This window comes from Mycobacterium tuberculosis H37Rv (assembly GCF_000195955.2).
Lineage (GTDB): Bacteria > Actinomycetota > Actinomycetes > Mycobacteriales > Mycobacteriaceae > Mycobacterium > Mycobacterium tuberculosis.
Map to the genome: position 1 here is coordinate 1 of NC_000962.3, position 26916 is coordinate 26916.

The window sequence follows — 26916 nt, forward strand, 5'->3', positions numbered from 1 at the left end:
TTGACCGATGACCCCGGTTCAGGCTTCACCACAGTGTGGAACGCGGTCGTCTCCGAACTTAACGGCGACCCTAAGGTTGACGACGGACCCAGCAGTGATGCTAATCTCAGCGCTCCGCTGACCCCTCAGCAAAGGGCTTGGCTCAATCTCGTCCAGCCATTGACCATCGTCGAGGGGTTTGCTCTGTTATCCGTGCCGAGCAGCTTTGTCCAAAACGAAATCGAGCGCCATCTGCGGGCCCCGATTACCGACGCTCTCAGCCGCCGACTCGGACATCAGATCCAACTCGGGGTCCGCATCGCTCCGCCGGCGACCGACGAAGCCGACGACACTACCGTGCCGCCTTCCGAAAATCCTGCTACCACATCGCCAGACACCACAACCGACAACGACGAGATTGATGACAGCGCTGCGGCACGGGGCGATAACCAGCACAGTTGGCCAAGTTACTTCACCGAGCGCCCGCACAATACCGATTCCGCTACCGCTGGCGTAACCAGCCTTAACCGTCGCTACACCTTTGATACGTTCGTTATCGGCGCCTCCAACCGGTTCGCGCACGCCGCCGCCTTGGCGATCGCAGAAGCACCCGCCCGCGCTTACAACCCCCTGTTCATCTGGGGCGAGTCCGGTCTCGGCAAGACACACCTGCTACACGCGGCAGGCAACTATGCCCAACGGTTGTTCCCGGGAATGCGGGTCAAATATGTCTCCACCGAGGAATTCACCAACGACTTCATTAACTCGCTCCGCGATGACCGCAAGGTCGCATTCAAACGCAGCTACCGCGACGTAGACGTGCTGTTGGTCGACGACATCCAATTCATTGAAGGCAAAGAGGGTATTCAAGAGGAGTTCTTCCACACCTTCAACACCTTGCACAATGCCAACAAGCAAATCGTCATCTCATCTGACCGCCCACCCAAGCAGCTCGCCACCCTCGAGGACCGGCTGAGAACCCGCTTTGAGTGGGGGCTGATCACTGACGTACAACCACCCGAGCTGGAGACCCGCATCGCCATCTTGCGCAAGAAAGCACAGATGGAACGGCTCGCGGTCCCCGACGATGTCCTCGAACTCATCGCCAGCAGTATCGAACGCAATATCCGTGAACTCGAGGGCGCGCTGATCCGGGTCACCGCGTTCGCCTCATTGAACAAAACACCAATCGACAAAGCGCTGGCCGAGATTGTGCTTCGCGATCTGATCGCCGACGCCAACACCATGCAAATCAGCGCGGCGACGATCATGGCTGCCACCGCCGAATACTTCGACACTACCGTCGAAGAGCTTCGCGGGCCCGGCAAGACCCGAGCACTGGCCCAGTCACGACAGATTGCGATGTACCTGTGTCGTGAGCTCACCGATCTTTCGTTGCCCAAAATCGGCCAAGCGTTCGGCCGTGATCACACAACCGTCATGTACGCCCAACGCAAGATCCTGTCCGAGATGGCCGAGCGCCGTGAGGTCTTTGATCACGTCAAAGAACTCACCACTCGCATCCGTCAGCGCTCCAAGCGCTAGCACGGCGTGTTCTTCCGACAACGTTCTTAAAAAAACTTCTCTCTCCCAGGTCACACCAGTCACAGAGATTGGCTGTGAGTGTCGCTGTGCACAAACCGCGCACAGACTCATACAGTCCCGGCGGTTCCGTTCACAACCCACGCCTCATCCCCACCGACCCAACACACACCCCACAGTCATCGCCACCGTCATCCACAACTCCGACCGACGTCGACCTGCACCAAGACCAGACTGTCCCCAAACTGCACACCCTCTAATACTGTTACCGAGATTTCTTCGTCGTTTGTTCTTGGAAAGACAGCGCTGGGGATCGTTCGCTGGATACCACCCGCATAACTGGCTCGTCGCGGTGGGTCAGAGGTCAATGATGAACTTTCAAGTTGACGTGAGAAGCTCTACGGTTGTTGTTCGACTGCTGTTGCGGCCGTCGTGGCGGGTCACGCGTCATGGGCATTCGTCGTTGGCAGTCCCCACGCTAGCGGGGCGCTAGCCACGGGATCGAACTCATCGTGAGGTGAAAGGGCGCAATGGACGCGGCTACGACAAGAGTTGGCCTCACCGACTTGACGTTTCGTTTGCTACGAGAGTCTTTCGCCGATGCGGTGTCGTGGGTGGCTAAAAATCTGCCAGCCAGGCCCGCGGTGCCGGTGCTCTCCGGCGTGTTGTTGACCGGCTCGGACAACGGTCTGACGATTTCCGGATTCGACTACGAGGTTTCCGCCGAGGCCCAGGTTGGCGCTGAAATTGTTTCTCCTGGAAGCGTTTTAGTTTCTGGCCGATTGTTGTCCGATATTACCCGGGCGTTGCCTAACAAGCCCGTAGACGTTCATGTCGAAGGTAACCGGGTCGCATTGACCTGCGGTAACGCCAGGTTTTCGCTACCGACGATGCCAGTCGAGGATTATCCGACGCTGCCGACGCTGCCGGAAGAGACCGGATTGTTGCCTGCGGAATTATTCGCCGAGGCAATCAGTCAGGTCGCTATCGCCGCCGGCCGGGACGACACGTTGCCTATGTTGACCGGCATCCGGGTCGAAATCCTCGGTGAGACGGTGGTTTTGGCCGCTACCGACAGGTTTCGCCTGGCTGTTCGAGAACTGAAGTGGTCGGCGTCGTCGCCAGATATCGAAGCGGCTGTGCTGGTCCCGGCCAAGACGCTGGCCGAGGCCGCCAAAGCGGGCATCGGCGGCTCTGACGTTCGTTTGTCGTTGGGTACTGGGCCGGGGGTGGGCAAGGATGGCCTGCTCGGTATCAGTGGGAACGGCAAGCGCAGCACCACGCGACTTCTTGATGCCGAGTTCCCGAAGTTTCGGCAGTTGCTACCAACCGAACACACCGCGGTGGCCACCATGGACGTGGCCGAGTTGATCGAAGCGATCAAGCTGGTTGCGTTGGTAGCTGATCGGGGCGCGCAGGTGCGCATGGAGTTCGCTGATGGCAGCGTGCGGCTTTCTGCGGGTGCCGATGATGTTGGACGAGCCGAGGAAGATCTTGTTGTTGACTATGCCGGTGAACCATTGACGATTGCGTTTAACCCAACCTATCTAACGGACGGTTTGAGTTCGTTGCGCTCGGAGCGAGTGTCTTTCGGGTTTACGACTGCGGGTAAGCCTGCCTTGCTACGTCCGGTGTCCGGGGACGATCGCCCTGTGGCGGGTCTGAATGGCAACGGTCCGTTCCCGGCGGTGTCGACGGACTATGTCTATCTGTTGATGCCGGTTCGGTTGCCGGGCTGAGCACTTGGCGCCCGGGTAGGTGTACGTCCGTCATTTGGGGCTGCGTGACTTCCGGTCCTGGGCATGTGTAGATCTGGAATTGCATCCAGGGCGGACGGTTTTTGTTGGGCCTAACGGTTATGGTAAGACGAATCTTATTGAGGCACTGTGGTATTCGACGACGTTAGGTTCGCACCGCGTTAGCGCCGATTTGCCGTTGATCCGGGTAGGTACCGATCGTGCGGTGATCTCCACGATCGTGGTGAACGACGGTAGAGAATGTGCCGTCGACCTCGAGATCGCCACGGGGCGAGTCAACAAAGCGCGATTGAATCGATCATCGGTCCGAAGTACACGTGATGTGGTCGGAGTGCTTCGAGCTGTGTTGTTTGCCCCTGAGGATCTGGGGTTGGTTCGTGGGGATCCCGCTGACCGGCGGCGCTATCTGGATGATCTGGCGATCGTGCGTAGGCCTGCGATCGCTGCGGTACGAGCCGAATATGAGAGGGTGTTGCGCCAGCGGACGGCGTTATTGAAGTCCGTACCTGGAGCACGGTATCGGGGTGACCGGGGTGTGTTTGACACTCTTGAGGTATGGGACAGTCGTTTGGCGGAGCACGGGGCTGAACTGGTGGCCGCCCGCATCGATTTGGTCAACCAGTTGGCACCGGAAGTGAAGAAGGCATACCAGCTGTTGGCGCCGGAATCGCGATCGGCGTCTATCGGTTATCGGGCCAGCATGGATGTAACCGGTCCCAGCGAGCAGTCAGATATCGATCGGCAATTGTTAGCAGCTCGGCTGTTGGCGGCGCTGGCGGCCCGTCGGGATGCCGAACTCGAGCGTGGGGTTTGTCTAGTTGGTCCGCACCGTGACGACCTAATACTGCGACTAGGCGATCAACCCGCGAAAGGATTTGCTAGCCATGGGGAGGCGTGGTCGTTGGCGGTGGCACTGCGGTTGGCGGCCTATCAACTGTTACGCGTTGATGGTGGTGAGCCGGTGTTGTTGCTCGACGACGTGTTCGCCGAACTGGATGTCATGCGCCGTCGAGCGTTGGCGACGGCGGCCGAGTCCGCCGAACAGGTGTTGGTGACTGCCGCGGTGCTCGAGGATATTCCCGCCGGCTGGGACGCCAGGCGGGTGCACATCGATGTGCGTGCCGATGACACCGGATCGATGTCGGTGGTTCTGCCATGACGGGTTCTGTTGACCGGCCCGACCAGAATCGCGGTGAGCGATCAATGAAGTCACCAGGGTTGGATTTGGTCAGGCGCACCCTGGACGAAGCTCGTGCTGCTGCCCGCGCGCGCGGACAAGACGCCGGTCGAGGGCGGGTCGCTTCCGTTGCGTCGGGTCGGGTGGCCGGACGGCGACGAAGCTGGTCGGGTCCGGGGCCCGACATTCGTGATCCACAACCGCTGGGTAAGGCCGCTCGTGAGCTGGCAAAGAAACGCGGCTGGTCGGTGCGGGTCGCCGAGGGTATGGTGCTCGGCCAGTGGTCTGCGGTGGTCGGCCACCAGATCGCCGAACATGCACGCCCGACTGCGCTAAACGACGGGGTGTTGAGCGTGATTGCGGAGTCGACGGCGTGGGCGACGCAGTTGAGGATCATGCAGGCCCAGCTTCTGGCCAAGATCGCCGCAGCGGTTGGCAACGATGTGGTGCGATCGCTAAAGATCACCGGGCCGGCGGCACCATCGTGGCGCAAGGGGCCTCGCCATATTGCCGGTAGGGGTCCGCGCGACACCTACGGATAACACGTCGATCGGCCCAGAACAAGGCGCTCCGGTCCCGGCCTGAGAGCCTCGAGGACGAAGCGGATCCGTATGCCGGACGTCGGGACGCACCAGGAAGAAAGATGTCCGACGCACGGCGCGGTTAGATGGGTAAAAACGAGGCCAGAAGATCGGCCCTGGCGCCCGATCACGGTACAGTGGTGTGCGACCCCCTGCGGCGACTCAACCGCATGCACGCAACCCCTGAGGAGAGTATTCGGATCGTGGCTGCCCAGAAAAAGAAGGCCCAAGACGAATACGGCGCTGCGTCTATCACCATTCTCGAAGGGCTGGAGGCCGTCCGCAAACGTCCCGGCATGTACATTGGCTCGACCGGTGAGCGCGGTTTACACCATCTCATTTGGGAGGTGGTCGACAACGCGGTCGACGAGGCGATGGCCGGTTATGCAACCACAGTGAACGTAGTGCTGCTTGAGGATGGCGGTGTCGAGGTCGCCGACGACGGCCGCGGCATTCCGGTCGCCACCCACGCCTCCGGCATACCGACCGTCGACGTGGTGATGACACAACTACATGCCGGCGGCAAGTTCGACTCGGACGCGTATGCGATATCTGGTGGTCTGCACGGCGTCGGCGTGTCGGTGGTTAACGCGCTATCCACCCGGCTCGAAGTCGAGATCAAGCGCGACGGGTACGAGTGGTCTCAGGTTTATGAGAAGTCGGAACCCCTGGGCCTCAAGCAAGGGGCGCCGACCAAGAAGACGGGGTCAACGGTGCGGTTCTGGGCCGACCCCGCTGTTTTCGAAACCACGGAATACGACTTCGAAACCGTCGCCCGCCGGCTGCAAGAGATGGCGTTCCTCAACAAGGGGCTGACCATCAACCTGACCGACGAGAGGGTGACCCAAGACGAGGTCGTCGACGAAGTGGTCAGCGACGTCGCCGAGGCGCCGAAGTCGGCAAGTGAACGCGCAGCCGAATCCACTGCACCGCACAAAGTTAAGAGCCGCACCTTTCACTATCCGGGTGGCCTGGTGGACTTCGTGAAACACATCAACCGCACCAAGAACGCGATTCATAGCAGCATCGTGGACTTTTCCGGCAAGGGCACCGGGCACGAGGTGGAGATCGCGATGCAATGGAACGCCGGGTATTCGGAGTCGGTGCACACCTTCGCCAACACCATCAACACCCACGAGGGCGGCACCCACGAAGAGGGCTTCCGCAGCGCGCTGACGTCGGTGGTGAACAAGTACGCCAAGGACCGCAAGCTACTGAAGGACAAGGACCCCAACCTCACCGGTGACGATATCCGGGAAGGCCTGGCCGCTGTGATCTCGGTGAAGGTCAGCGAACCGCAGTTCGAGGGCCAGACCAAGACCAAGTTGGGCAACACCGAGGTCAAATCGTTTGTGCAGAAGGTCTGTAACGAACAGCTGACCCACTGGTTTGAAGCCAACCCCACCGACGCGAAAGTCGTTGTGAACAAGGCTGTGTCCTCGGCGCAAGCCCGTATCGCGGCACGTAAGGCACGAGAGTTGGTGCGGCGTAAGAGCGCCACCGACATCGGTGGATTGCCCGGCAAGCTGGCCGATTGCCGTTCCACGGATCCGCGCAAGTCCGAACTGTATGTCGTAGAAGGTGACTCGGCCGGCGGTTCTGCAAAAAGCGGTCGCGATTCGATGTTCCAGGCGATACTTCCGCTGCGCGGCAAGATCATCAATGTGGAGAAAGCGCGCATCGACCGGGTGCTAAAGAACACCGAAGTTCAGGCGATCATCACGGCGCTGGGCACCGGGATCCACGACGAGTTCGATATCGGCAAGCTGCGCTACCACAAGATCGTGCTGATGGCCGACGCCGATGTTGACGGCCAACATATTTCCACGCTGTTGTTGACGTTGTTGTTCCGGTTCATGCGGCCGCTCATCGAGAACGGGCATGTGTTTTTGGCACAACCGCCGCTGTACAAACTCAAGTGGCAGCGCAGTGACCCGGAATTCGCATACTCCGACCGCGAGCGCGACGGTCTGCTGGAGGCGGGGCTGAAGGCCGGGAAGAAGATCAACAAGGAAGACGGCATTCAGCGGTACAAGGGTCTAGGTGAAATGGACGCTAAGGAGTTGTGGGAGACCACCATGGATCCCTCGGTTCGTGTGTTGCGTCAAGTGACGCTGGACGACGCCGCCGCCGCCGACGAGTTGTTCTCCATCCTGATGGGCGAGGACGTCGACGCGCGGCGCAGCTTTATCACCCGCAACGCCAAGGATGTTCGGTTCCTGGATGTCTAACGCAACCCTGCGTTCGATTGCAAACGAGGAATAGATGACAGACACGACGTTGCCGCCTGACGACTCGCTCGACCGGATCGAACCGGTTGACATCGAGCAGGAGATGCAGCGCAGCTACATCGACTATGCGATGAGCGTGATCGTCGGCCGCGCGCTGCCGGAGGTGCGCGACGGGCTCAAGCCCGTGCATCGCCGGGTGCTCTATGCAATGTTCGATTCCGGCTTCCGCCCGGACCGCAGCCACGCCAAGTCGGCCCGGTCGGTTGCCGAGACCATGGGCAACTACCACCCGCACGGCGACGCGTCGATCTACGACAGCCTGGTGCGCATGGCCCAGCCCTGGTCGCTGCGCTACCCGCTGGTGGACGGCCAGGGCAACTTCGGCTCGCCAGGCAATGACCCACCGGCGGCGATGAGGTACACCGAAGCCCGGCTGACCCCGTTGGCGATGGAGATGCTGAGGGAAATCGACGAGGAGACAGTCGATTTCATCCCTAACTACGACGGCCGGGTGCAAGAGCCGACGGTGCTACCCAGCCGGTTCCCCAACCTGCTGGCCAACGGGTCAGGCGGCATCGCGGTCGGCATGGCAACCAATATCCCGCCGCACAACCTGCGTGAGCTGGCCGACGCGGTGTTCTGGGCGCTGGAGAATCACGACGCCGACGAAGAGGAGACCCTGGCCGCGGTCATGGGGCGGGTTAAAGGCCCGGACTTCCCGACCGCCGGACTGATCGTCGGATCCCAGGGCACCGCTGATGCCTACAAAACTGGCCGCGGCTCCATTCGAATGCGCGGAGTTGTTGAGGTAGAAGAGGATTCCCGCGGTCGTACCTCGCTGGTGATCACCGAGTTGCCGTATCAGGTCAACCACGACAACTTCATCACTTCGATCGCCGAACAGGTCCGAGACGGCAAGCTGGCCGGCATTTCCAACATTGAGGACCAGTCTAGCGATCGGGTCGGTTTACGCATCGTCATCGAGATCAAGCGCGATGCGGTGGCCAAGGTGGTGATCAATAACCTTTACAAGCACACCCAGCTGCAGACCAGCTTTGGCGCCAACATGCTAGCGATCGTCGACGGGGTGCCGCGCACGCTGCGGCTGGACCAGCTGATCCGCTATTACGTTGACCACCAACTCGACGTCATTGTGCGGCGCACCACCTACCGGCTGCGCAAGGCAAACGAGCGAGCCCACATTCTGCGCGGCCTGGTTAAAGCGCTCGACGCGCTGGACGAGGTCATTGCACTGATCCGGGCGTCGGAGACCGTCGATATCGCCCGGGCCGGACTGATCGAGCTGCTCGACATCGACGAGATCCAGGCCCAGGCAATCCTGGACATGCAGTTGCGGCGCCTGGCCGCACTGGAACGCCAGCGCATCATCGACGACCTGGCCAAAATCGAGGCCGAGATCGCCGATCTGGAAGACATCCTGGCAAAACCCGAGCGGCAGCGTGGGATCGTGCGCGACGAACTCGCCGAAATCGTGGACAGGCACGGCGACGACCGGCGTACCCGGATCATCGCGGCCGACGGAGACGTCAGCGACGAGGATTTGATCGCCCGCGAGGACGTCGTTGTCACTATCACCGAAACGGGATACGCCAAGCGCACCAAGACCGATCTGTATCGCAGCCAGAAACGCGGCGGCAAGGGCGTGCAGGGTGCGGGGTTGAAGCAGGACGACATCGTCGCGCACTTCTTCGTGTGCTCCACCCACGATTTGATCCTGTTCTTCACCACCCAGGGACGGGTTTATCGGGCCAAGGCCTACGACTTGCCCGAGGCCTCCCGGACGGCGCGCGGGCAGCACGTGGCCAACCTGTTAGCCTTCCAGCCCGAGGAACGCATCGCCCAGGTCATCCAGATTCGCGGCTACACCGACGCCCCGTACCTGGTGCTGGCCACTCGCAACGGGCTGGTGAAAAAGTCCAAGCTGACCGACTTCGACTCCAATCGCTCGGGCGGAATCGTGGCGGTCAACCTGCGCGACAACGACGAGCTGGTCGGTGCGGTGCTGTGTTCGGCCGGCGACGACCTGCTGCTGGTCTCGGCCAACGGGCAGTCCATCAGGTTCTCGGCGACCGACGAGGCGCTGCGGCCAATGGGTCGTGCCACCTCGGGTGTGCAGGGCATGCGGTTCAATATCGACGACCGGCTGCTGTCGCTGAACGTCGTGCGTGAAGGCACCTATCTGCTGGTGGCGACGTCAGGGGGCTATGCGAAACGTACCGCGATCGAGGAATACCCGGTACAGGGCCGCGGCGGTAAAGGTGTGCTGACGGTCATGTACGACCGCCGGCGCGGCAGGTTGGTTGGGGCGTTGATTGTCGACGACGACAGCGAGCTGTATGCCGTCACTTCCGGCGGTGGCGTGATCCGCACCGCGGCACGCCAGGTTCGCAAGGCGGGACGGCAGACCAAGGGTGTTCGGTTGATGAATCTGGGCGAGGGCGACACACTGTTGGCCATCGCGCGCAACGCCGAAGAAAGTGGCGACGATAATGCCGTGGACGCCAACGGCGCAGACCAGACGGGCAATTAATCAGGCTCGCCCGACGACGATGCGGATCGCGTAGCGATCTGAGGAGGAATCGGGCAGCTAGGCTCGGCAGCCGGGTACGAGTGTTAGGAGTCGGGGTGACTGCACCGAACGAGCCGGGGGCGCTCAGCAAGGGCGACGGCCCGAATGCGGATGGCTTGGTCGACCGTGGGGGCGCACATCGGGCAGCGACCGGGCCAGGCCGCATACCAGATGCTGGAGACCCGCCGCCGTGGCAGCGTGCTGCGACTCGGCAATCCCAAGCGGGGCATCGTCAGCCGCCGCCGGTATCACACCCTGAGGGGCGCCCGACCAACCCGCCCGCCGCCGCCGATGCTCGGCTGAATCGCTTCATCTCCGGTGCGTCTGCCCCGGTGACCGGCCCAGCCGCCGCGGTCAGGACCCCGCAGCCGGATCCCGACGCTTCGCTGGGGTGTGGCGACGGTTCCCCCGCCGAGGCCTATGCCAGCGAGCTGCCCGACCTATCCGGCCCGACTCCGCGGGCCCCGCAACGCAACCCCGCGCCGGCGCGTCCCGCGGAGGGTGGCGCGGGATCGAGAGGGGATTCGGCCGCCGGTTCGAGCGGCGGTCGTTCGATTACCGCTGAGAGTAGAGACGCCCGTGTCCAGCTGTCGGCGCGGCGAAGCCGCGGGCCGGTTCGAGCCAGCATGCAGATCCGACGGATTGATCCATGGAGCACGTTGAAGGTGTCGCTGTTGTTGTCGGTGGCGCTGTTCTTCGTCTGGATGATCACGGTCGCGTTCCTCTACCTGGTGCTCGGCGGTATGGGCGTATGGGCCAAGCTCAACAGCAACGTCGGTGACCTGTTGAACAACGCGAGCGGCAGCAGCGCGGAACTTGTCTCCAGCGGCACCATCTTCGGCGGCGCATTCCTGATCGGCTTGGTCAACATCGTCCTGATGACCGCGCTTGCCACCATCGGTGCGTTCGTCTACAACCTGATCACCGATCTGATCGGCGGCATCGAAGTGACGCTGGCAGACCGGGACTAATGTTTTGAGAGTCGGGCGCCGGTTGCGGTAATCTCGTCGCTCGGCCGTACGCGAGTACGGGCCTATAGCTCAGGCGGTTAGAGCGCTTCGCTGATAACGAAGAGGTCGGAGGTTCGAGTCCTCCTAGGCCCACGACCATGTGCCCGTCACGACGTTCGGTGAGGTTCGCATTGCCACTGGCCGCGATCGCTGTGGCGGCCATCGTCGTGCGGTTCCGACGCGGAGCCGATGTCTGGCATGTGGCCGGCGATCCACCTCCTGATCACATAACCGGTGACGAAGAGGGGCCTTAGCTCAGTTGGTAGAGCACTGCCTTTGCAAGGCAGGGGTCAGGGGTTCGAGTCCCCTAGGCTCCACAAGTGAAAAGCGTAGCTCGGATACTTCGAATGACCACGTTTGATCACAATCGCGAGTGAAGAGGGCGTTGATGGCCACTCCGACGGCCTCGACACCCGACCCGTACAGGTGGCGGTAGCGGTCCAAGGTCAACCCGGCGGAGTCGTGTTCGAGCATGTTCTGAAGTGCCTTGAATTCGCCCCGGCCTGGATCGCCAACGACGCCGGGTGTGCCGAGCTCATGCAGTTTTGAACTCCTACACCACCGCCGGCTTCCCGGTAGCGTCCATCACAGTCTGAGGGAACAGCTGCGCCGCGGTCACCGCCTGCGACCACCACCGGCGCCGCACATGGCTGCCGCGCATGTAGCCGCCCGCCGAGTCCGGGAACGCTAGAAGCTCAGCAACCCATCGAACGCGGTCGGCCGGTTGTCGGCGTCCACGAGCACGCACCCTAGAGCGAAAGTCATGGATCCGCCGTTGGCGGGGTCTCCGGTATTGCCGGACTCGTCTATGTAAGCGACCAGCACGCGACGATGCTGGCACGATTCTTGGGCGATTGACCACAGTTACAGATAACTACTGTTAACCGCAGTTGTGTCCTTTCGCAGGTGGACTGAGTTGTAACCCATTGATCTGCATCATGATTCGCCTGTGCAAGGCGGGGGTCAGGGGTTCGAATCCCTAGGCCCCACCGTGTGACGACCGGCCTCAGGAGCGCGGTTGCACCTCGACGCTCGGTGGTCGGGGCGACGGCTCCGGTCGCGACGAGCGCCGGACGATGCTGAAGGCGACGGCACCGCCGGCGAGGATGGCCGCCGCGATCCCCGCGAAGATCCAGAGGTGGTGTTTGCTGCGACGTTGGGTCCGGGCGTCCTGTAGGGCCTGCGGTAGGTTGGCCACCACGTCCTGGGCAGCGGTCAGCTCTTGAGCGAGCGTCTCTTGGGCGGCAGCGACCTCGCGGGCCAATCGGCCTTCCCGGTAACGGCGGCGAAGCCCGGCCGCGGTCGACCGGGCGGACTGAAGCCCAAGTCCGACCCCGAGTTCGAGGAGGCCTCGGGTCACGTCCACCGGACCCACCGCAGAGTAGGCCAGACCCCGGGTCAGCCGCTCGCGTGGGGTCAACCGGGTTTCCACCTGCTCACTCATTTTGCCGCCTTTCTGTGTCCGGGCCGAGGCTTGCGCTCAATAACTCGGTCAAGTTCCTTCACAGACTGCCATCACTGGCCCGTCGGCGGGCTCGTTGCGGGTGCGCCGCGTGCGGGTTTGTGTTCCGGGCACCGGGTGGGGGCCCGCCCGGGCGTAATGGCAGACTGTGATTCCGTGACTAACAGCCCCCTTGCGACCGCTACCGCCACGCTGCACACTAACCGCGGCGACATCAAGATCGCCCTGTTCGGAAACCATGCGCCCAAGACCGTCGCCAATTTTGTGGGCCTTGCGCAGGGCACCAAGGACTATTCGACCCAAAACGCATCAGGTGGCCCGTCCGGCCCGTTCTACGACGGCGCGGTCTTTCACCGGGTGATCCAGGGCTTCATGATCCAGGGTGGCGATCCAACCGGGACGGGTCGCGGCGGACCCGGCTACAAGTTCGCCGACGAGTTCCACCCCGAGCTGCAATTCGACAAGCCCTATCTGCTCGCGATGGCCAACGCCGGTCCGGGCACCAACGGCTCACAGTTTTTCATCACCGTCGGCAAGACTCCGCACCTGAACCGGCGCCACACCATTTTCGGTGAAGTGATCGACGCGGAGTCACAGCGGGTTGTGGAGGCGATCTCCAAGACGGCCACCGACGGCAACGATCGGCCGACGGACCCGGTGGTGATCGAGTCGATCACCATCTCCTGACCCGAAGCTACGTCGGCTCGTCGCTCGAATACACCTTGTGGACCCGCCAGGGCACGTGGCGGTACACCGACACGCCGTTGGGGCCGTTCAACCGGACGCCCTCACGCCAAGTCCGCTCACCTTTGGCCGCGACCGGCGTAACCGGCAGCGGTAAGCGCATCGAGCACCTCCACTGGGTCGGTGCCGAGATCCCAGCGGGACAAAATCAGCAGCCCCCCGCTGACCGTTTCGATCTCGAGCAGGCGCACCAGGCGGCCGTAACGGCGAAACTCGTCGATTCGGATGATCTTGATATTGGAATGTCGTAATAGCTGCGTCCGGAACCAACCTCGGATCGCCAGGCCGTCGGGGGTAATTGCCAGCCTTGGACGTGCGCGCCAAGTGGCGCTCGCAAACAAGATCAGACCCAGCGCGGCAACTCCGGTCAACACCCGCCCGGGCGTATCTGTGACTAAGGTCACAGACGCAATAGCCATCACGACTCCCCCGGCTCCGCAACCAGCGATTCCCGAGGTGCGAGGCGCCCATGCTGTTTGCTGCATGTATTCCTTAGACCCTCTCACCACTGCAGACAAAGTTATCCACAGACGCTATCAACAGTGGGGATGAATCACATGCGTGTGATTGAGTGACCAAAAGGTTGCTGGCACAGTAACGACCCGACCAGAATATGAATTCATTCTATCGGCGGCGTGGATCAATGCCAGCGCATCGTGAGCAACAAACCGGTGATCATGAAAGCGAACGCGATCGCATAGTTCCAGGGACCGAGTTGCGCCATCCAATTGAGCGCTGTGGGGGCTTGGCTGCCAATGGCTGCCAACTGAAACACCATTAACCAGATGAGTCCGATCAGCATCAGACCGATGAACAACGAGACGAACCATACGCTCGACGGTCCGACCTTCACCTTCATCGGCGTGCGGCTCACCGCGCTGACGGTGAAGTCGTTCTTCTTGCGGACCTTGGACTTGGGCATCACTTTCCTCGGGATCTGGCGGGACTACCTCGACAAGACGACGAATGGCCCGGGGTGCAACGATAGAAGTTGCAGCTGCAGGCATACCTTGTTATGAGACTAACCCACCCAACACCCTGCCCGGAAAACGGAGAGACCATGATTGATCGGCGCCGATCGGCGTGGCGTTTCAGTGTCCCCTTAGTGTGCTTGCTGGCGGGGCTGCTGCTGGCCGCCACGCATGGGGTGTCGGGCGGCACCGAGATCCGCCGCAGCGATGCGCCGCGACTGGTCGACCTTGTCCGTCGGGCGCAGGCATCGGTGAACCGTCTCGCCACCGAACGCGAAGCGCTGACCACCAGAATCGACTCGGTGCACGGCCGATCTGTCGATACCGCGTTGGCGGCCATGCAGCGGCGGTCCGCCAAGCTGGCCGGTGTGGCGGCTATGAATCCGGTCCATGGGCCGGGCCTGGTGGTTACCCTGCAAGACGCGCAACGCGACGCCAACGGCCGGTTTCCGCGCGACGCGTCCCCGGACGATCTGGTTGTGCATCAGCAAGACATCGAGGCTGTCCTCAACGCGTTGTGGAATGCCGGTGCTGAGGCGATCCAGATGCAGGACCAGCGCATCATCGCGATGTCGATAGCTCGTTGTGTCGGAAACACGTTGCTGCTCAACGGGCGTACCTATAGCCCGCCCTACACGATCGCCGCGATCGGAGACGCCGCCGCCATGCAGGCTGCTCTGGCTGCGGCTCCCCTGGTGACGCTCTACAAGCAGTACGTGGTCCGGTTCGGCCTCGGGTACTGCGAAGAAGTCCATCCTGACTTGCAGATAGTCGGCTATGCCGATCCCGTCCGGATGCACTTCGCGCAGCCTGCAGGCCCCTTGGACTACTGAACGACTGCCGGCAGGGTCAGGCGGTAGCCTGTCACGATGCGGATCCTGGTCGTTGACAACTACGACAGCTTCGTGTTCAACCTGGTGCAGTACCTCGGCCAGCTCGGCATCGAGGCCGAGGTGTGGCGCAACGACGACCACCGGCTATCCGATGAGGCCGCCGTCGCCGGCCAATTCGACGGTGTCCTGCTCAGTCCCGGTCCGGGTACCCCGGAGCGCGCGGGCGCGTCGGTGAGTATCGTGCACGCGTGTGCGGCAGCACACACCCCTTTGCTGGGGGTCTGCCTTGGGCACCAAGCCATCGGCGTTGCGTTCGGCGCCACCGTGGACCGTGCGCCCGAGCTATTGCACGGCAAGACCAGCAGCGTATTCCACACCAATGTCGGTGTGCTACAAGGGCTTCCGGATCCCTTCACGGCCACTCGATACCATTCGTTGACAATTCTGCCTAAGTCGCTGCCAGCGGTGCTGAGGGTCACGGCCCGCACTAGCAGCGGTGTGATCATGGCCGTGCAGCACACCGGGCTGCCGATCCACGGTGTCCAGTTCCATCCGGAGTCGATTCTCACCGAGGGCGGGCACCGCATACTGGCCAACTGGCTCACCTGCTGCGGATGGACGCAAGACGACACCCTGGTACGTCGGCTGGAAAACGAAGTGCTCACCGCCATCTCACCGCACTTCCCAACTTCAACCGCTAGCGCGGGCGAAGCTACTGGCCGAACCTCAGCGTGATGATGCCGTCCCGGTTGACGCCGGTCCCCGCCGGCGGGTTTTGATAGACGACCCGGTTGTGTTGGGAGCCACCGGCGTCGACGTCGGCCCCTTTGTCGAGCATCCCGGTCCAGCCCAGCGCGCGCAATCGTGGTTCGGCGTCGACCCAGAACATGCCGGATAGGTCGGGCATGACGAATTGGTTGCCCTTGGACACCTGTAGTTCGATGACTGAATCGACCGGAACTGTGGTGCCTGCGGGTGGATTGGTGCCGGTCACCTCGCCGGCGGGACGGGGGCTGTCCACCGAGGCCTGACTGAATTTGGTGAAGCCGTAGACGTTGAGGTTCTTCTGCGCCACGTCGACGGTCTGGCCCGCGACATCGGGAATGTCTTTGGTCGCCGGACCAGAGCCAACGATGATGATGACCACATTGGTGATGGCCGACGTCTGGTTGGCTGGCGGGTTGGTCCCGATGACCTTGCCCACCAGTTCCGGGGTGGACGGCGAATTCGCTTGCTTGAAGCGGCCGAATCCGGCGGCAGTCAGTTTCTTGACCGCTTCGGCGTATGTCAGCGTGGAGACGTCGGGTATTTCGCGTTGCTCGGGTCCGGTGGACACGTTGACTGTGATCTCGTCGCCTGCACTCACCGACGTGTTGGCGGCCGGGTCGGTGCCGATAACGTGGTCCGGTGGGATTGTCGAGTCCGGCTTCTGCAAGGTGCGGATTTTGAAGCCCCGGTTTTGCAGTGTGGCGATGGCGTCGGCGGAGGATTGACCCCGAACGTCGGGAACTTGAACGTCGCGGGTGATGCCGCCGAACGTGTTGATGGCGATGGTTACCACGACGGTCAGCACAGCGAGCACGGCGACCACCGCAACCCAACGGCCCACCGAACCGATGCTGCGGTCACGGTCGGTGTCGTCTAAGTCCTGGCGTGGTAGCGGATCGGTGCGCGGACCGCTAAGGTTGCCGGCCGCAGACGACAGCAGCGAGGTCCGCTCGGCATCGGTGAGCACTTTGGGCGCCTCGGGCGGCTCACCGTTGTGCACGCGGACCAGGTCGGCGCGCATCTCCGCCGCTGTCTGATAGCGGTTTTCCGGATTTTTGGCCAGCGCCTTGAGAACGACGGCGTCCAGGTCGGCGGAGAGGCCTTCGTGCCGCGCCGAAGGTGGGATCGGGTCTTCGCGCACATGTTGGTAGGCAACCGAGACGGGTGAGTCGCCGGTGAAAGGTGGCTCCCCGGTGAGGACTTCATAAAGAACACAGCCCAAGGAATAGACATCGGATCGGGCGTCGACGGAATCACCCCGGGCCTGTTCGGGTGACAGGTACTGCGCCGTGCCGATCACTGCTGCGGTCTGGGTCACGCTGTTGCCGCTGTCGGCAATGGCGCGGGCGATGCCGAAATCCATCACCTTTACTGCATTGGTCGCGCTGATCATGATGTTCGCCGGCTTGACGTCACGGTGGATGATTCCGTTCTGATGACTGAAGTTCAGCGCTTGGCAGGCGTCGGCGATGACCTCGATGGCGCGTTTGGGCGTCATCGGCCCTTCGGTGTGGACAATGTCGCGCAGGGTAACGCCGTCGACGTATTCCATGACGATGTAGGGCAATGGCCCGGCGGGCGTTTCGGCTTCACCGGTGTCGTAGACCGCGACGATTGCAGGGTGGTTCAATGCCGCGGCGTTTTGCGCCTCACGCCGGAAGCGAAGGTAAAAACTGGGATCGCGGGCTAGATCAGCGCGCAGCACCTTGACCGCAACGTCGCGGTGCAACCGGAGGTCGCGGGCCAGGTGGACCTCGGACATGCCCCCAAATCCAAGGATTTCGCCAAGTTCGTAGCGGTCGGACAGGTGGGAAGGGGTGGTCATTGCGCTATCTCGTATCGGGCCAGCGACGCGCGCGAATGCGGTGTCGGCGGGACAACCCAGCTTTGCAGTCCAGAATGACGTGTTTCCCCGCGTTCCGTCCAATTGAGTCGCGGGCTAGCATCAGTCCCGCCAGTGTTGCTGGCCGGAGGGTTCCCGGTGGTGGTCACGGTCGGCGTCGGTGCCTGCTGCGGGCTGTTGTCCCCGGGCGCTTTGATGACGAGCAGCACGGCGATGATGATTGCCAGCGCCCCCAGCACCCCCGCGGCCCAGAGCAGCGCACGCTGACCGGACGAAAACGTGCGCCGCGGCGGCCGGTGACCACCCGTGGCCGGGCGGGATCGACGGGATGCCGCAGTCCGGCCAGCAGAGTTGGCCGCGACCCTGGCTGTCGTACCCGACGGAATGGCCGCCGGGGCGGCCCGGCCAGGGGGGGGTGTCTGGCTGGGCCGCGGGGGCCGGCGGCCGGCGCGCACCGCTGCCACCGCGTCGGCGAACGGTCCCCCACTGCGATAGCGCATCGCGGGGTTCTTCACCAGAGTTATCTCGATGAGTTCTCGCACATTGGGCGGCAGGTCGGGAGGCAGCGGCGGCGGCGGCTCCTTGATGTGCTTCATTGCCACGGTCAGGGCACCATCGCCGGCGAACGGCCGTTTACCCGAAACCGCTTCATACCCAACAACTCCCAGTGAATAGACGTCGCTGGCCGGGCTGGCGTCGTGACCGAGGGCCTGCTCCGGCGCGATGTATTGGGCGGTGCCCATCACCATGCCGGTCTGGGTCACGGGCGCTGCATCGACGGCTTTGGCGATGCCGAAGTCGGTGATCTTCACCTGCCCGGTGGGGGTGATCAAGATGTTGCCCGGTTTGACGTCGCGGTGCACCAGGCCAGCGGCATGCGCGATCTGCAGAGCGCGGCCGGTCTGCTCGAGCATGTCCAGTGCGTGCCGCAACGACAGCCGGCCGGTGCGTTTGAGCACCGAATTTAGTGGCTCGCCGTTGACCAGCTCCATCACCAGGTAGGCCGTGCGACCCTCCCCGTTCATCTGGCTTTCGCCGTAGTCGTGCACGCTGGCGATGCCCGGATGGTTCAGCATCGCGGTGGTGCGCGCTTCGGCCCGGAACCGTTCGATGAACTCCGGATCGGAGGAGAACTCGCTCTTGAGCACCTTCACCGCAACACGCCGGCCCAACCGGTTATCCACGGCCTCCCAGACTTGGCCCATACCACCGGTGGCGATGAGGCGCTGCAGGCGGTATCTGCCCGACAGCGTCACGCCAACTCGGGGGCTCATGGTTCCCCCTGCAGTGCGGCTTCGATCACCGCCCGCCCGATCGGTGCCGCGAGGGCACCTCCGGTGGCGGACAGCCGATCAGCCCCGTTCTCCACCAGCACGGCAACAGCCACCTTGGGCGCTTGTGCGGGCGCAAAGGCGATGTACCAAGCGTGCGGTGGAGTGTGACGAGGGTCGGTGCCATGTTCGGCGGTGCCCGTCTTGGATGCGATCTGCACGCCGGGGATTGCCCCTTTCTGCTGTGCGACTTTCTCGGCGCCGACCATCAGCTCTGTTAGCTTAGCGGCGACCTGCGGTGACACCGCGCGGCGCTGCTGGTATCCGACGGTGGTTGAGATATTGGCTAGGTCCGGTCCCTTGAGGCTGCCGACTAGATAAGGCCTCATCGTAATGCCGCCGTTTGCGATGGTCGCGGCTATTTCTGCGTTCGCTAGCGGGGTCAGCGCAACGTCCTTTTGGCCGATACTGGTCATCCCTAGTGCGGCGCTGTCCGGGATAGGCCCGACGGTTGATTCCGCCACTTGCAGCGGAGTTGGGCGCGGTGGGCTATCGAGACCGAACGCGCGCGCCATGCTGCGCAGGGCGTCGGCGCCGGTGCGGATGCCCAGCTGGACGAATGCGGTGTTGCATGATTTGACGAATGCCTCACGCAGCGACACGGTGGGTTCGTCCCCGCACGGCGCACCGCCGTAGTTCTCTAGCTGGGCGGTGCTGCCTGGCAACGGAATTGTGGGCGCCGCAGTCAGCTGTTCGGTCTCGGTGGCCCCGGCGGCCAGCGCGGCCGCAGTGGTGATCACTTTGAAAGTCGAACCCGGTGGATACGTCTCAGAGATGGCACGGTTGGTCAGTGGAGAGGCGGGATTGTCGCCAAGCCGCTGCCAGGCTTGCGCCTGCACCTCGGGGTTATGCGACGCCAGCAGGTTGGGGTCGTAGGACGGAGAAGACACCAACGCCAAAATCTTGCCGGTTGATGGCTCAAGGGCGACCACCGCTCCCTTACAGGGCCCGTAGCAGCCTTGCTGCATCGCGTCCCAGCCGGCTTGCTGAATGCGCGGGTTGATCGTGGTATCGACATTACCGCCGCGTGGGTCGCGACCGGTGAAGAAGTCGGCCAGCCGGCGGCCGAACAGACGGCGGTCGGACCCGTTCAATATCGGGTCCTCGGCTCGTTCTAGGGCGGTGCTGGAATAGCGCAGGGAGTAGAAGCCGGTAACCGGCGCGTACACCTCAGGATTGGGATAGACCCGCAGGAAACGAAAGCGGCCGTCGGTGGCTACCGAGTACGCCAGCAGTTGGCCACCAGCGGTGATCTGGCCGCGCTGCCGTGAATACTCGTCGAGCAACACTCGCTGGTTGCGGGGATCGGCACGCAGCCCGTCGGCGGTGAAGACCTGCGTCATGGTCGCGTTGAGCAGTAGCAACACGATCAACGCCATCACGGTCACCGATATTCGGCGCAGAGAGGCGTTCATACGCGTTCGATGACCTCGGTGCCGGCCGCCGTAATCGGCGACTTATTTCGTGGGCGGGTGCGCAGTGGGCGGCGGGCTCCGTGCGAGATGCGTGCCAGGATGGCCAGCAATATGTAGTTGGCCAGCAGTGAAGACCCGCCGTAGGACATCCACGGTGTGGTCAACCCGGTCAGCGGAATGAGTCGGGTCACACCGCCGACGACGATGAACAGCTGAATGGCTAGCGTCGATGAGAGGCCGGCGGCCAGCAGCTTGCCGAAGCTATCGCGGGTGGCGATGGCCGTGCGCAAACCCCGGATGATCACGATGGTGTAGAGCATCAGGATGGCCGTCAAGCCCACCAACCCAAGCTCTTCGCCGAACGCGGCGATGATGAAATCGGTGGATGCCGCGGGCACGGTGTCGGGTTGACCATTACCGAGCCCGGTGCCGAAGATACCGCCTGTAGCGAAGCTGAAAAGCGACTGCACGATCTGATATCCGGTGCCGTCTGGATCTGCGAACGGATCCAGCCAGGTCTGTACGCGGAGCCGGACGTGCTCAAAAATGAAGTACGCCACCAAGGTTCCTGCCGCGAACAGAGTCAGGCCGATGACGACCCAACTGAACCGCTGGGTGGCGAGGTAAACCACCACCAGAAACGATGTGTACAGCAGCAGCGAAGCGCCGAGGTCTTTCTCGAAGACCATCACACCCACCGAGATGACCCAGGCTGCCAACAGTGGCGCGAGGTCTCGCGGGCGCGGCAGGGTCATTCCGAGCAAATGTTTGCCGGCGCTGGTGAACAGGCCGCGTTTGGCCACCAGTACCGCCGAAAAGAAGATCAGCAGCAGAATCTTTGAAAATTCGGCGGGTTGAATCGAGAAGCCGGGCAACCGGATCCAGATCTTGGCGCCGTTCTGTTCGGACAGTGCTGCCGGGAGCAGCGCGGGAACTGCCAAGAAAACCAGACCCGCGAGCCCGCAAATGTAGCCGTAGCGTGCGAGCTGTCGGTGGTCCTTGAGGAAGGTCACCACGAGCGCGAAGGCAGCTACGCCCACCAGCGTCCACAGCATCTGCTGGTTTGCGCTGGGGTGCCGATGCTCGCCGATCTCGTTGTCCACCAGATCGAGGCGGTGGATCATTACCAGGCCAAGTCCGTTGAGCAGTGCCACCACCGGGAGCAACAGCGGGTCAGTGTAGGGGGCGAAGCGCCGGATGGCCAGATGCGCGGATCCGAACAGGGTCAGGAAGGCCAGTCCGTAGCTAGTCAAGTCCCAGGGCACCCCCTGGTCTTGATTGGCCTGCACGACCAGCAGTGCGGCAAACGTGATTACGGCGGCAAAGCACAGCAGCAGCAGTTCAGCGTTGCGCCGAGTCGGCAACGGGGGCGTTACGGCCACCGGCGCTTGCAGTCGTGTCGTCATGCCGCCGCCCGGCAGTCGATGCCCGGCTGAGGCGGGGGTGGCGGAAGTGCGGCCATCGTCGGCGAGCTGGTGACGGGCCAAGGCGTCGGCGGCGACGCGGGCGCTGCCGGGGAGGCACTCGTGGGGATGGCAGGAGTAGTTCCGGTGGGGGCCGGCGCGGAGGTGGTGGGTGATGGAGAGGCTGGCGAGGAGGTGACGTTTGGTTCGGTTGTCTCGCTGGTGGTGGGTGGGGCCGGGCGCCCGGGCGGGGACGTGGCACGCGGCGCCGGGCAAGGCGGCAGCAGGGAGTTGGCCGCCAGTTCGCGCAACTGCCCGATGGCGTCATCGAGAGTGCCGGCCGGGAGACCGGCCCGAACCTGTGCGCGCTCCGGCGGTCGCAGATCCTCCAGTTTCATCAGATGGCAGTCGAGAGGGCCCCCAGACTGTCCGTAGCTGATCTGCGACAGCTCGTTACGCGGGCTGAGGCAGCCCATCAGGTAAGGCTGGTGCAGGGACATGCCCAGTAGCGACCCTTGAATCCCCCGCATGATGGACACGCTGCCGGCGTAGTCCGCTACGTAGTAGTTGCTGCGGATGATCGCGCGACCAATGAGCAGGCCCGCAGTCATCAGCACGGTCACCAGTGCGACAACGAATGCTAGCCGTCGGCCCGACCACCGTGGCCGACTGAATGTATCGGCCTGTGGCGGAACGCGTTTAACGATCTCCTTGCGCTGGCTGATGGCAGAGGCCCGGCCGGCGGCGGTGTTGGGCAGGGTCAGTTGGTCGTCGTCGCCTGAGACCGCCCCGGCCAGAATCGGTTGGGTCTGGCCGTAGTCGTAGTCGACGACGTCGGCGACGACGACAGTGACGTTGTCGGGGCCGCCGCCGCGCAGCGCCAGTTCAATGAGGCGGTGAGCGCTCTCGGCAACCTCGGGGATCTGCAGGGCCTCGAGGATAGTTTCATCGCTAACCGGATCGGACAACCCGTCCGAGCACAGCAGGTAACGATCACCGGCGCGGGCTTCTCGCATGGTCAGCGTCGGTTCGACCTCATGGCCGGTCAACGCCCGCATGATCAACGAGCGTTGCGGGTGGCTGTGCGCCTCCTCCGGGGTGATCCGGCCTTCGTCGACCAGCGTTTGGACAAACGTGTCGTCCTTGGTGATCTGCGTCAGCTCACCGTCGCGCAGCAGGTAACCGCGCGAGTCACCGATATGCACCAGGCCGAGCCGGTTGCCCGCGAACAGGATTGCGGTGAGCGTGGTACCCATGCCTTCGAGATCGGGCTCCATCTCGACTTGCGCTGCGATAGCCGAGTTGCCGGCGCGCACCGCGGCATCCAGCTTGGCCAGCAGATCGCCACCGGGCTCGTCGTCATCGAGATGGGCCAATGCGGCAATCACCAACTGGGACGCCACCTCGCCGGCCGCATGCCCACCCATGCCGTCGGCCAGGGCCAATAGCCGTGCCCCAGCGTAGACCGAGTCTTCGTTGTTGGCGCGTACCAAGCCGCGATCGCTGCGCGCCGCGTATCGCAGGACCAGGGTCACGCGCGCCACTCTCCCCCGCAAGCGGGTGGGGGTACCCCCCACTTGTGGGGGCGCGCCCCCACCGCTTCTCTGCGCTCTGCATCGTCGCCAGCGCGGGTCACGGGCGCAACTCGATTGCAGTTTTGCCGATGCGAACCGGCGTTCCGATCGGAACTCGTACCGCAGTCGTCACCTTCGCCCTGTCCAGGTAAGTGCCGTTGGTCGATCCTAGATCTTCGACGTACCACTCGGAGCCGCGCATAGACAGCCGAGCGTGCCGCGTCGAGGCGTAGTCGTCGGTCAGCACCAGGGTCGAGTCGTCGGCGCGCCCGATCAACACCGGCTGTTCGCTCAGCGTGATACGCGCGCCAGTCAACGCACCTTCGGTCACCACCAGGTAGCGTGCAGCGTGCCGGCGCTGACGCGCGCCTAAGAGCGTCCCTCGCAGCGCCAGGCCGCGGCGCATCATGACCGCGCCGGTCGGCGCATAAATGTCGGTCTTCAAGATCCGTAGCACGGACCAGATGAATACCCACAACAACATCAAGAATCCGGCACGCGTCAGTTGCAGTACCAACCCCTGCATCTGGCGTCCTTTCCGTCCTGCACCGTCTGCTCCGGCCCCGCGCTGCCGAGCACGTCAGCAAAGTCACGATACTTTGACGGTGGTCGGCGCGGGTCAACCCCGGCAGCTTCGAGCCCAGTAGGTTCAGTGCATGCGGACGATGATCTCGGAGTGTCCCAAGCGGATCACATCACCGTCGGCCAACTGCCACTCCTGTACCGGTGCATTGTTAACAGTGGTGCCGTTGGTGGAGTTCAGGTCTGCGAGCAATGCGACCTGCCCGTCCCACCGGATCTCCAAGTGACGGCGTGACACACCGGTGTCGGGCAGCCGGAACTGGGCGTCCTGTCCGCGACCGATGATGTTGGAGCCCTCGCGGAGCTGGTAAGTGCGTCCGCTGCCGTCGTCGAGCTGCAGCGTAACCGACGTTCCGGCGGACCCATAGCCGCCCTGCCCGTAACCGCTGTAGCCACCGGGCGCTGGCTGACCGTAGTCCGGAGCGCCTGATTGGCCGTAGTCGTAGTCTCGGCCGGCGGGTTCGGCGTACCCGCCACCCTGAGGAGCGTATCCCGGGACCCGCGGGGATTCGGTGTAGCGGGTGTAGTCAGCGCCGCCGCCATAGTCTTGCCGGCCGTATGTCGTGGCGCCTTGCTGGTAGCCCTGGTCGTAACCGCCTTGGTCGGGGTAAGCCGGTCGTTGCTCGGGCGGGCCCGGAGGGCCAGAGGGCACATAGCTGCCCTCCTCGTGGCGAGCCGGGCCACGCCCGTACTCCCCGTACCCGCCGTAGCCGGGCTGGCCGCCACCGGGTGAAGGGCCGTAGCCGCCGCTTTGGCGATAGCCCTGGTCGTAGCCGGGAGCGCCGTAGCCGGCAGCCGGGCCGGGAGAAACAGGAGGGCGTTGCTCGTAGGGCGGCGGATAGCCCCCCTGCCCTTGGTCGGGGTAGCCTCGACCCTGGTCCTGGTACCCGCGCTGGTCGGGGTAGCCGCGTTGCTCGGGGTAACCGCGTTGCTCGGGGTAACCGCCCTGGTCGGGGTACCCGATTTGCTCGGGGTAGTCGCCCTGGTCCGGGTGGCGCGGGCGTGGGTAGCCCGGCTGGGGCGGGTAGCCGCCCGTCTCGGGTGGATACCCCCCGCGGGGGTCAGATCCGCCTTGCGGATCCGGGCCACCACGCGGATCCTCTTGCGGACGCGCATAGCGGTCGTCGTAATACTCGTCGGGACGCCCCTGCCCCTGACCGCCACGGTAGCTCGAATTGTCACTCATTGGTGCTACTCCTGGTTCTGCGCCAAACGCGTGGTTTGATTGTGGCCGGGCGCAATCGATGACCGGCGGGTGGGTCTCAACGTCGGGGTTAACAGTGCCGCGGGCGCGGAACTGGCCGGTATGCAGGTTCGACGACTGCTCGAATCGGACGACCACATCACCATACGTTTGCCACCCCTGTTCTTGGATATAGTCCGCCAAGTCCCGAGCAAAACCGGTTGACTTCAGCTCAGGATCAGCGCCCAACTTCTCAAAGTCGTGCACACCGAGGGTAATGATGTATTCGTTGGGCGCCAAAAGGCGATTTCCCTGCAGCGACTGGATGCCGTCGGCCGCCTCGCGGCGCAGCAGGGCTTCGACCTCTTGCGGGACGATCGAGCCTCCAAAGATGCGGGCAAACGCATCGCCAACCGTCTGCTCGAGTTTGCGCTCAACGCGCTGAACCAGCCTTTTCTGGCTACCCATCTTTCAGCGCTCGCCTCACTGTTCTGGTGCATCGTCGGCGCAAGGCAAACGACTCGCCTGTATGTCGTGTCAATCAATCATGGTATCGGGACAGTGTGAGCGAGCGGAAAGGGCCGGCCACGCCCACTGAGCCCGCCGGCGCCCCTGGCAGCGGATGGGGCCTGCGGCTACTACAGTGGTATGGTCCTCCGGTTGTTGCGGGCGAGTGGCGGAATGGCAGACGCGCTGGCTTCAGGTGCCAGTGTCCTTCGGGACGTGGGGGTTCAAGTCCCCCTTCGCCCACCGTACTGTGAGACGAGTCGTGACCGACATCGTCGTCGAAACGGCCGCCATGGGCGTGGTTGGAACGGCTAGCGCACGCCCACGGCCAGCCCAGGGCAACCCCGGTATCGACGTGACTATCGCCGGCGCTGTCCGGTTCAGCTCGGTCGCGGCCGCAGCCGGGTGGCGGGGCGCCTCGGTACCCTTTTACACGGCGCGCATCGCGGTCAGCGTCCTCGCCGCTTGTTGCGCCATACCGGTTATCACGTCGGCGGCTGGCAGGACGGCATTGACCAGGCCCGCGGCTTGACCGGCGGTGACATTGGCGATGCTGTAGTCACGCGCAGCAACGGCTCGCCAATATCTGGCCATGGCTTCTTCGCGATGGAGAATGTCGAGTTCGGTGTCCTCGAATTGGTCGGTGAGGGCGTTGCTTAGCACGCTCATCGTGTGTCCTTGCGGCCAGGGATAGCGCCGTAGCTGATCGTAGATAGTGGTGCGGCACATGTCGTCGCCAGTGGCCGCCAGCAGCGGGTCCCGCGCCTGCGGTGTGGATAACGCTTCGACCGTGGCGTAGAAGCGCGTACCGACCAATACCCCGGCGGCGCCCAACATCAACGCGGCGGCAAGGCCCCGGCCGTCGGCGATGCCCCCGGCGGCGATCACCGGGATATCAGTTCCCCGCGCGGTGACCAGGTCGACGATTTCGGGTACCAAGGTCAGGGTGGAACGTGGACCGTGGCCGTGCCCACCGGCCTCGGTGCCCTGAGCCACCAACACATCGGCGCCGACCTGCAGGGCTCGCTCGGCCTGGGTCCGGTTTTGGATCTGGCAGACCAACCGCGTTCCGGCGGACTTGATGGCGTCAGCGAAAACCGCGGGGTCCCCGAACGACAGCATCACCGCCACCGGCTCATACTGCAGCGCGAGGTCGAGCAGCTGCGGTTGGCGGGCCAAAGACCAGGTGATGAACCCGCAGCCCACCGGCGCTCCAGCGGCGAGATCGAACTGCCGGGCCAACCAATCCCGGTCCCCATAGCCGCCCCCGATGAGGCCGAGTCCCCCTGCGCCACTTACCGCGGCAGCCAGCTCACCGCCGGCGATCAAGTCCATTGGCGCGGACACTATCGGATAGTCGATTCCGAACATCTGGCTAAAGGCCGTCGATAGCACCACAACAACCTCCTTGGCGAGCGTCGTGATGACACGCA

21 protein-coding genes, 3 tRNA genes and 1 other annotated feature are annotated in these 26916 nt (G+C 63.5%); of the genes, 13 read left to right on the forward strand and 11 right to left on the reverse strand.

Translation table 11 applies throughout. From position 1 onward, the window contains the following. From dnaA to alaT, 9 genes are all read left to right on the forward strand, one after another. The gene (gene dnaA, locus Rv0001; RefSeq protein ID NP_214515.1) at positions 1-1524 is read left to right on the forward strand and encodes a chromosomal replication initiator protein DnaA; all 1524 of its coding nucleotides are present in this window, start codon (positions 1-3) and stop codon (positions 1522-1524) included. A gap of 527 nt (positions 1525-2051) precedes the next feature. Then, on the forward strand, positions 2052-3260 hold the full coding sequence (dnaN, locus tag Rv0002; RefSeq protein NP_214516.1) for a DNA polymerase III subunit beta: 1209 nt from the start codon (positions 2052-2054) through the stop codon (positions 3258-3260). A gap of 19 nt (positions 3261-3279) precedes the next feature. Next, the gene (recF, locus tag Rv0003; protein ID NP_214517.1) at positions 3280-4437 is read left to right on the forward strand and encodes a DNA replication/repair protein RecF; all 1158 of its coding nucleotides are present in this window, start codon (positions 3280-3282) and stop codon (positions 4435-4437) included. Next, positions 4434-4997, forward strand: a complete 564-nt coding sequence (locus Rv0004) for a hypothetical protein (RefSeq protein NP_214518.1) — start codon at positions 4434-4436, stop codon at positions 4995-4997. The genes recF and Rv0004 overlap by 4 nt, the downstream gene beginning before the upstream one ends. A 242-nt stretch (positions 4998-5239) precedes the next feature. Next, positions 5240-7267 (forward strand): DNA gyrase subunit B, encoded by a 2028-nt coding sequence (gyrB, locus tag Rv0005; RefSeq protein ID NP_214519.2) that lies wholly within the window; start codon positions 5240-5242, stop codon positions 7265-7267. Between the two features lie 34 nt (positions 7268-7301). Then, positions 7302-9818, forward strand: coding sequence for a DNA gyrase subunit A (gyrA, locus tag Rv0006; protein NP_214520.1), 2517 nt, complete (start codon positions 7302-7304; stop codon positions 9816-9818). A 95-nt stretch (positions 9819-9913) separates the two neighbouring features. Beyond that, positions 9914-10828: a membrane protein gene (locus tag Rv0007; protein NP_214521.1), complete on the forward strand. Its 915-nt coding sequence runs from the start codon at positions 9914-9916 to the stop codon at positions 10826-10828. A 58-nt stretch (positions 10829-10886) separates the two neighbouring features. Next, positions 10887-10960: transfer RNA gene (gene ileT, locus Rvnt01), tRNA-Ile, on the forward strand. A 151-nt stretch (positions 10961-11111) separates the two neighbouring features. Next, a tRNA-Ala gene (gene alaT / locus Rvnt02) sits at positions 11112-11184 on the forward strand. A 689-nt stretch (positions 11185-11873) separates the two neighbouring features. On the opposite strand, the gene Rv0008c is transcribed toward alaT, so the two are convergent. After that, entirely contained in the window at positions 11874-12311 is a 438-nt protein-coding gene (locus tag Rv0008c) for a cell wall synthesis protein CwsA (protein NP_214522.1), read from the reverse strand. 156 nt (positions 12312-12467) lie between these two features. On the opposite strand from Rv0008c, the gene ppiA reads away from it, so the two are divergent. Further along, a complete protein-coding gene (gene ppiA / locus Rv0009) occupies positions 12468-13016 on the forward strand; it encodes an iron-regulated peptidyl-prolyl cis-trans isomerase PpiA (protein ID NP_214523.1) in 549 nt (182 codons plus the stop codon). A gap of 116 nt (positions 13017-13132) precedes the next feature. Here the strand turns inward: ppiA and Rv0010c are convergent, their stop codons facing one another. Then, the gene (locus tag Rv0010c) at positions 13133-13558 is read right to left on the reverse strand and encodes a membrane protein (protein NP_214524.1); all 426 of its coding nucleotides are present in this window, start codon (positions 13556-13558) and stop codon (positions 13133-13135) included. Positions 13559-13713: 155 nt separating this feature from the next. Next, on the reverse strand, positions 13714-13995 hold the full coding sequence (locus Rv0011c; RefSeq protein ID NP_214525.1) for a cell division protein CrgA: 282 nt from the start codon (positions 13993-13995) through the stop codon (positions 13714-13716). A 93-nt stretch (positions 13996-14088) separates the two neighbouring features. Here Rv0011c and Rv0012 point away from each other — a divergent pair, with 93 nt between their 5' ends. Continuing rightward, a complete protein-coding gene (locus tag Rv0012; RefSeq protein NP_214526.1) occupies positions 14089-14877 on the forward strand; it encodes a membrane protein in 789 nt (262 codons plus the stop codon). A gap of 36 nt (positions 14878-14913) precedes the next feature. Beyond that, on the forward strand, positions 14914-15612 hold the full coding sequence (gene trpG, locus Rv0013) for an anthranilate synthase component II (RefSeq protein YP_177615.1): 699 nt from the start codon (positions 14914-14916) through the stop codon (positions 15610-15612). On the opposite strand, the gene pknB is transcribed toward trpG, so the two are convergent. The 7 genes from pknB to fhaA all read right to left on the reverse strand — a co-directional run bounded on the left by pknB (position 15590) and on the right by fhaA (position 25444). Further along, positions 15590-17470: a serine/threonine-protein kinase PknB gene (gene pknB / locus Rv0014c; RefSeq protein NP_214528.1), complete on the reverse strand. Its 1881-nt coding sequence runs from the start codon at positions 17468-17470 to the stop codon at positions 15590-15592. The genes trpG and pknB overlap by 23 nt on opposite strands. Next, positions 17467-18762, reverse strand: a complete 1296-nt coding sequence (gene pknA / locus Rv0015c) for a serine/threonine-protein kinase PknA (RefSeq protein NP_214529.1) — start codon at positions 18760-18762, stop codon at positions 17467-17469. The genes pknB and pknA overlap by 4 nt, the downstream gene beginning before the upstream one ends. After that, positions 18759-20234: a penicillin-binding protein PbpA gene (gene pbpA, locus Rv0016c; protein NP_214530.1), complete on the reverse strand. Its 1476-nt coding sequence runs from the start codon at positions 20232-20234 to the stop codon at positions 18759-18761. Before pbpA ends, pknA begins: the two co-directional genes overlap by 4 nt. Beyond that, complete coding sequence (gene rodA, locus Rv0017c) at positions 20231-21640, reverse strand: cell division protein RodA (RefSeq protein NP_214531.1); 1410 nt, start codon at positions 21638-21640, stop codon at positions 20231-20233. Before rodA ends, pbpA begins: the two co-directional genes overlap by 4 nt. Further along, complete coding sequence (gene pstP / locus Rv0018c) at positions 21637-23181, reverse strand: phosphoserine/threonine phosphatase PstP (protein ID NP_214532.1); 1545 nt, start codon at positions 23179-23181, stop codon at positions 21637-21639. The genes rodA and pstP overlap by 4 nt, the downstream gene beginning before the upstream one ends. Next, positions 23173-23273: a repeat region (101 bp Mycobacterial Interspersed Repetitive Unit,Class I. See Supply et al. (1997) Molecular Microbiology 26, 991-1003), on the reverse strand. It overlaps the preceding gene by 9 nt. Beyond that, complete coding sequence (fhaB, locus tag Rv0019c; RefSeq protein NP_214533.1) at positions 23270-23737, reverse strand: FHA domain-containing protein FhaB; 468 nt, start codon at positions 23735-23737, stop codon at positions 23270-23272. Its footprint overlaps the feature before it by 4 nt. Before the next feature lie 123 nt (positions 23738-23860). After that, entirely contained in the window at positions 23861-25444 is a 1584-nt protein-coding gene (gene fhaA / locus Rv0020c; RefSeq protein NP_214534.1) for an FHA domain-containing protein FhaA, read from the reverse strand. Positions 25445-25643: 199 nt separating this feature from the next. Here fhaA and leuT point away from each other — a divergent pair. Beyond that, positions 25644-25726, forward strand: a tRNA-Leu gene (gene leuT / locus Rvnt03). Positions 25727-25912: 186 nt separating this feature from the next. Here leuT and Rv0021c read toward each other — a convergent pair. Continuing rightward, positions 25913-26881, reverse strand: coding sequence for a hypothetical protein (locus tag Rv0021c; RefSeq protein NP_214535.1), 969 nt, complete (start codon positions 26879-26881; stop codon positions 25913-25915). Positions 26882-26916 lie beyond the last annotated feature (35 nt).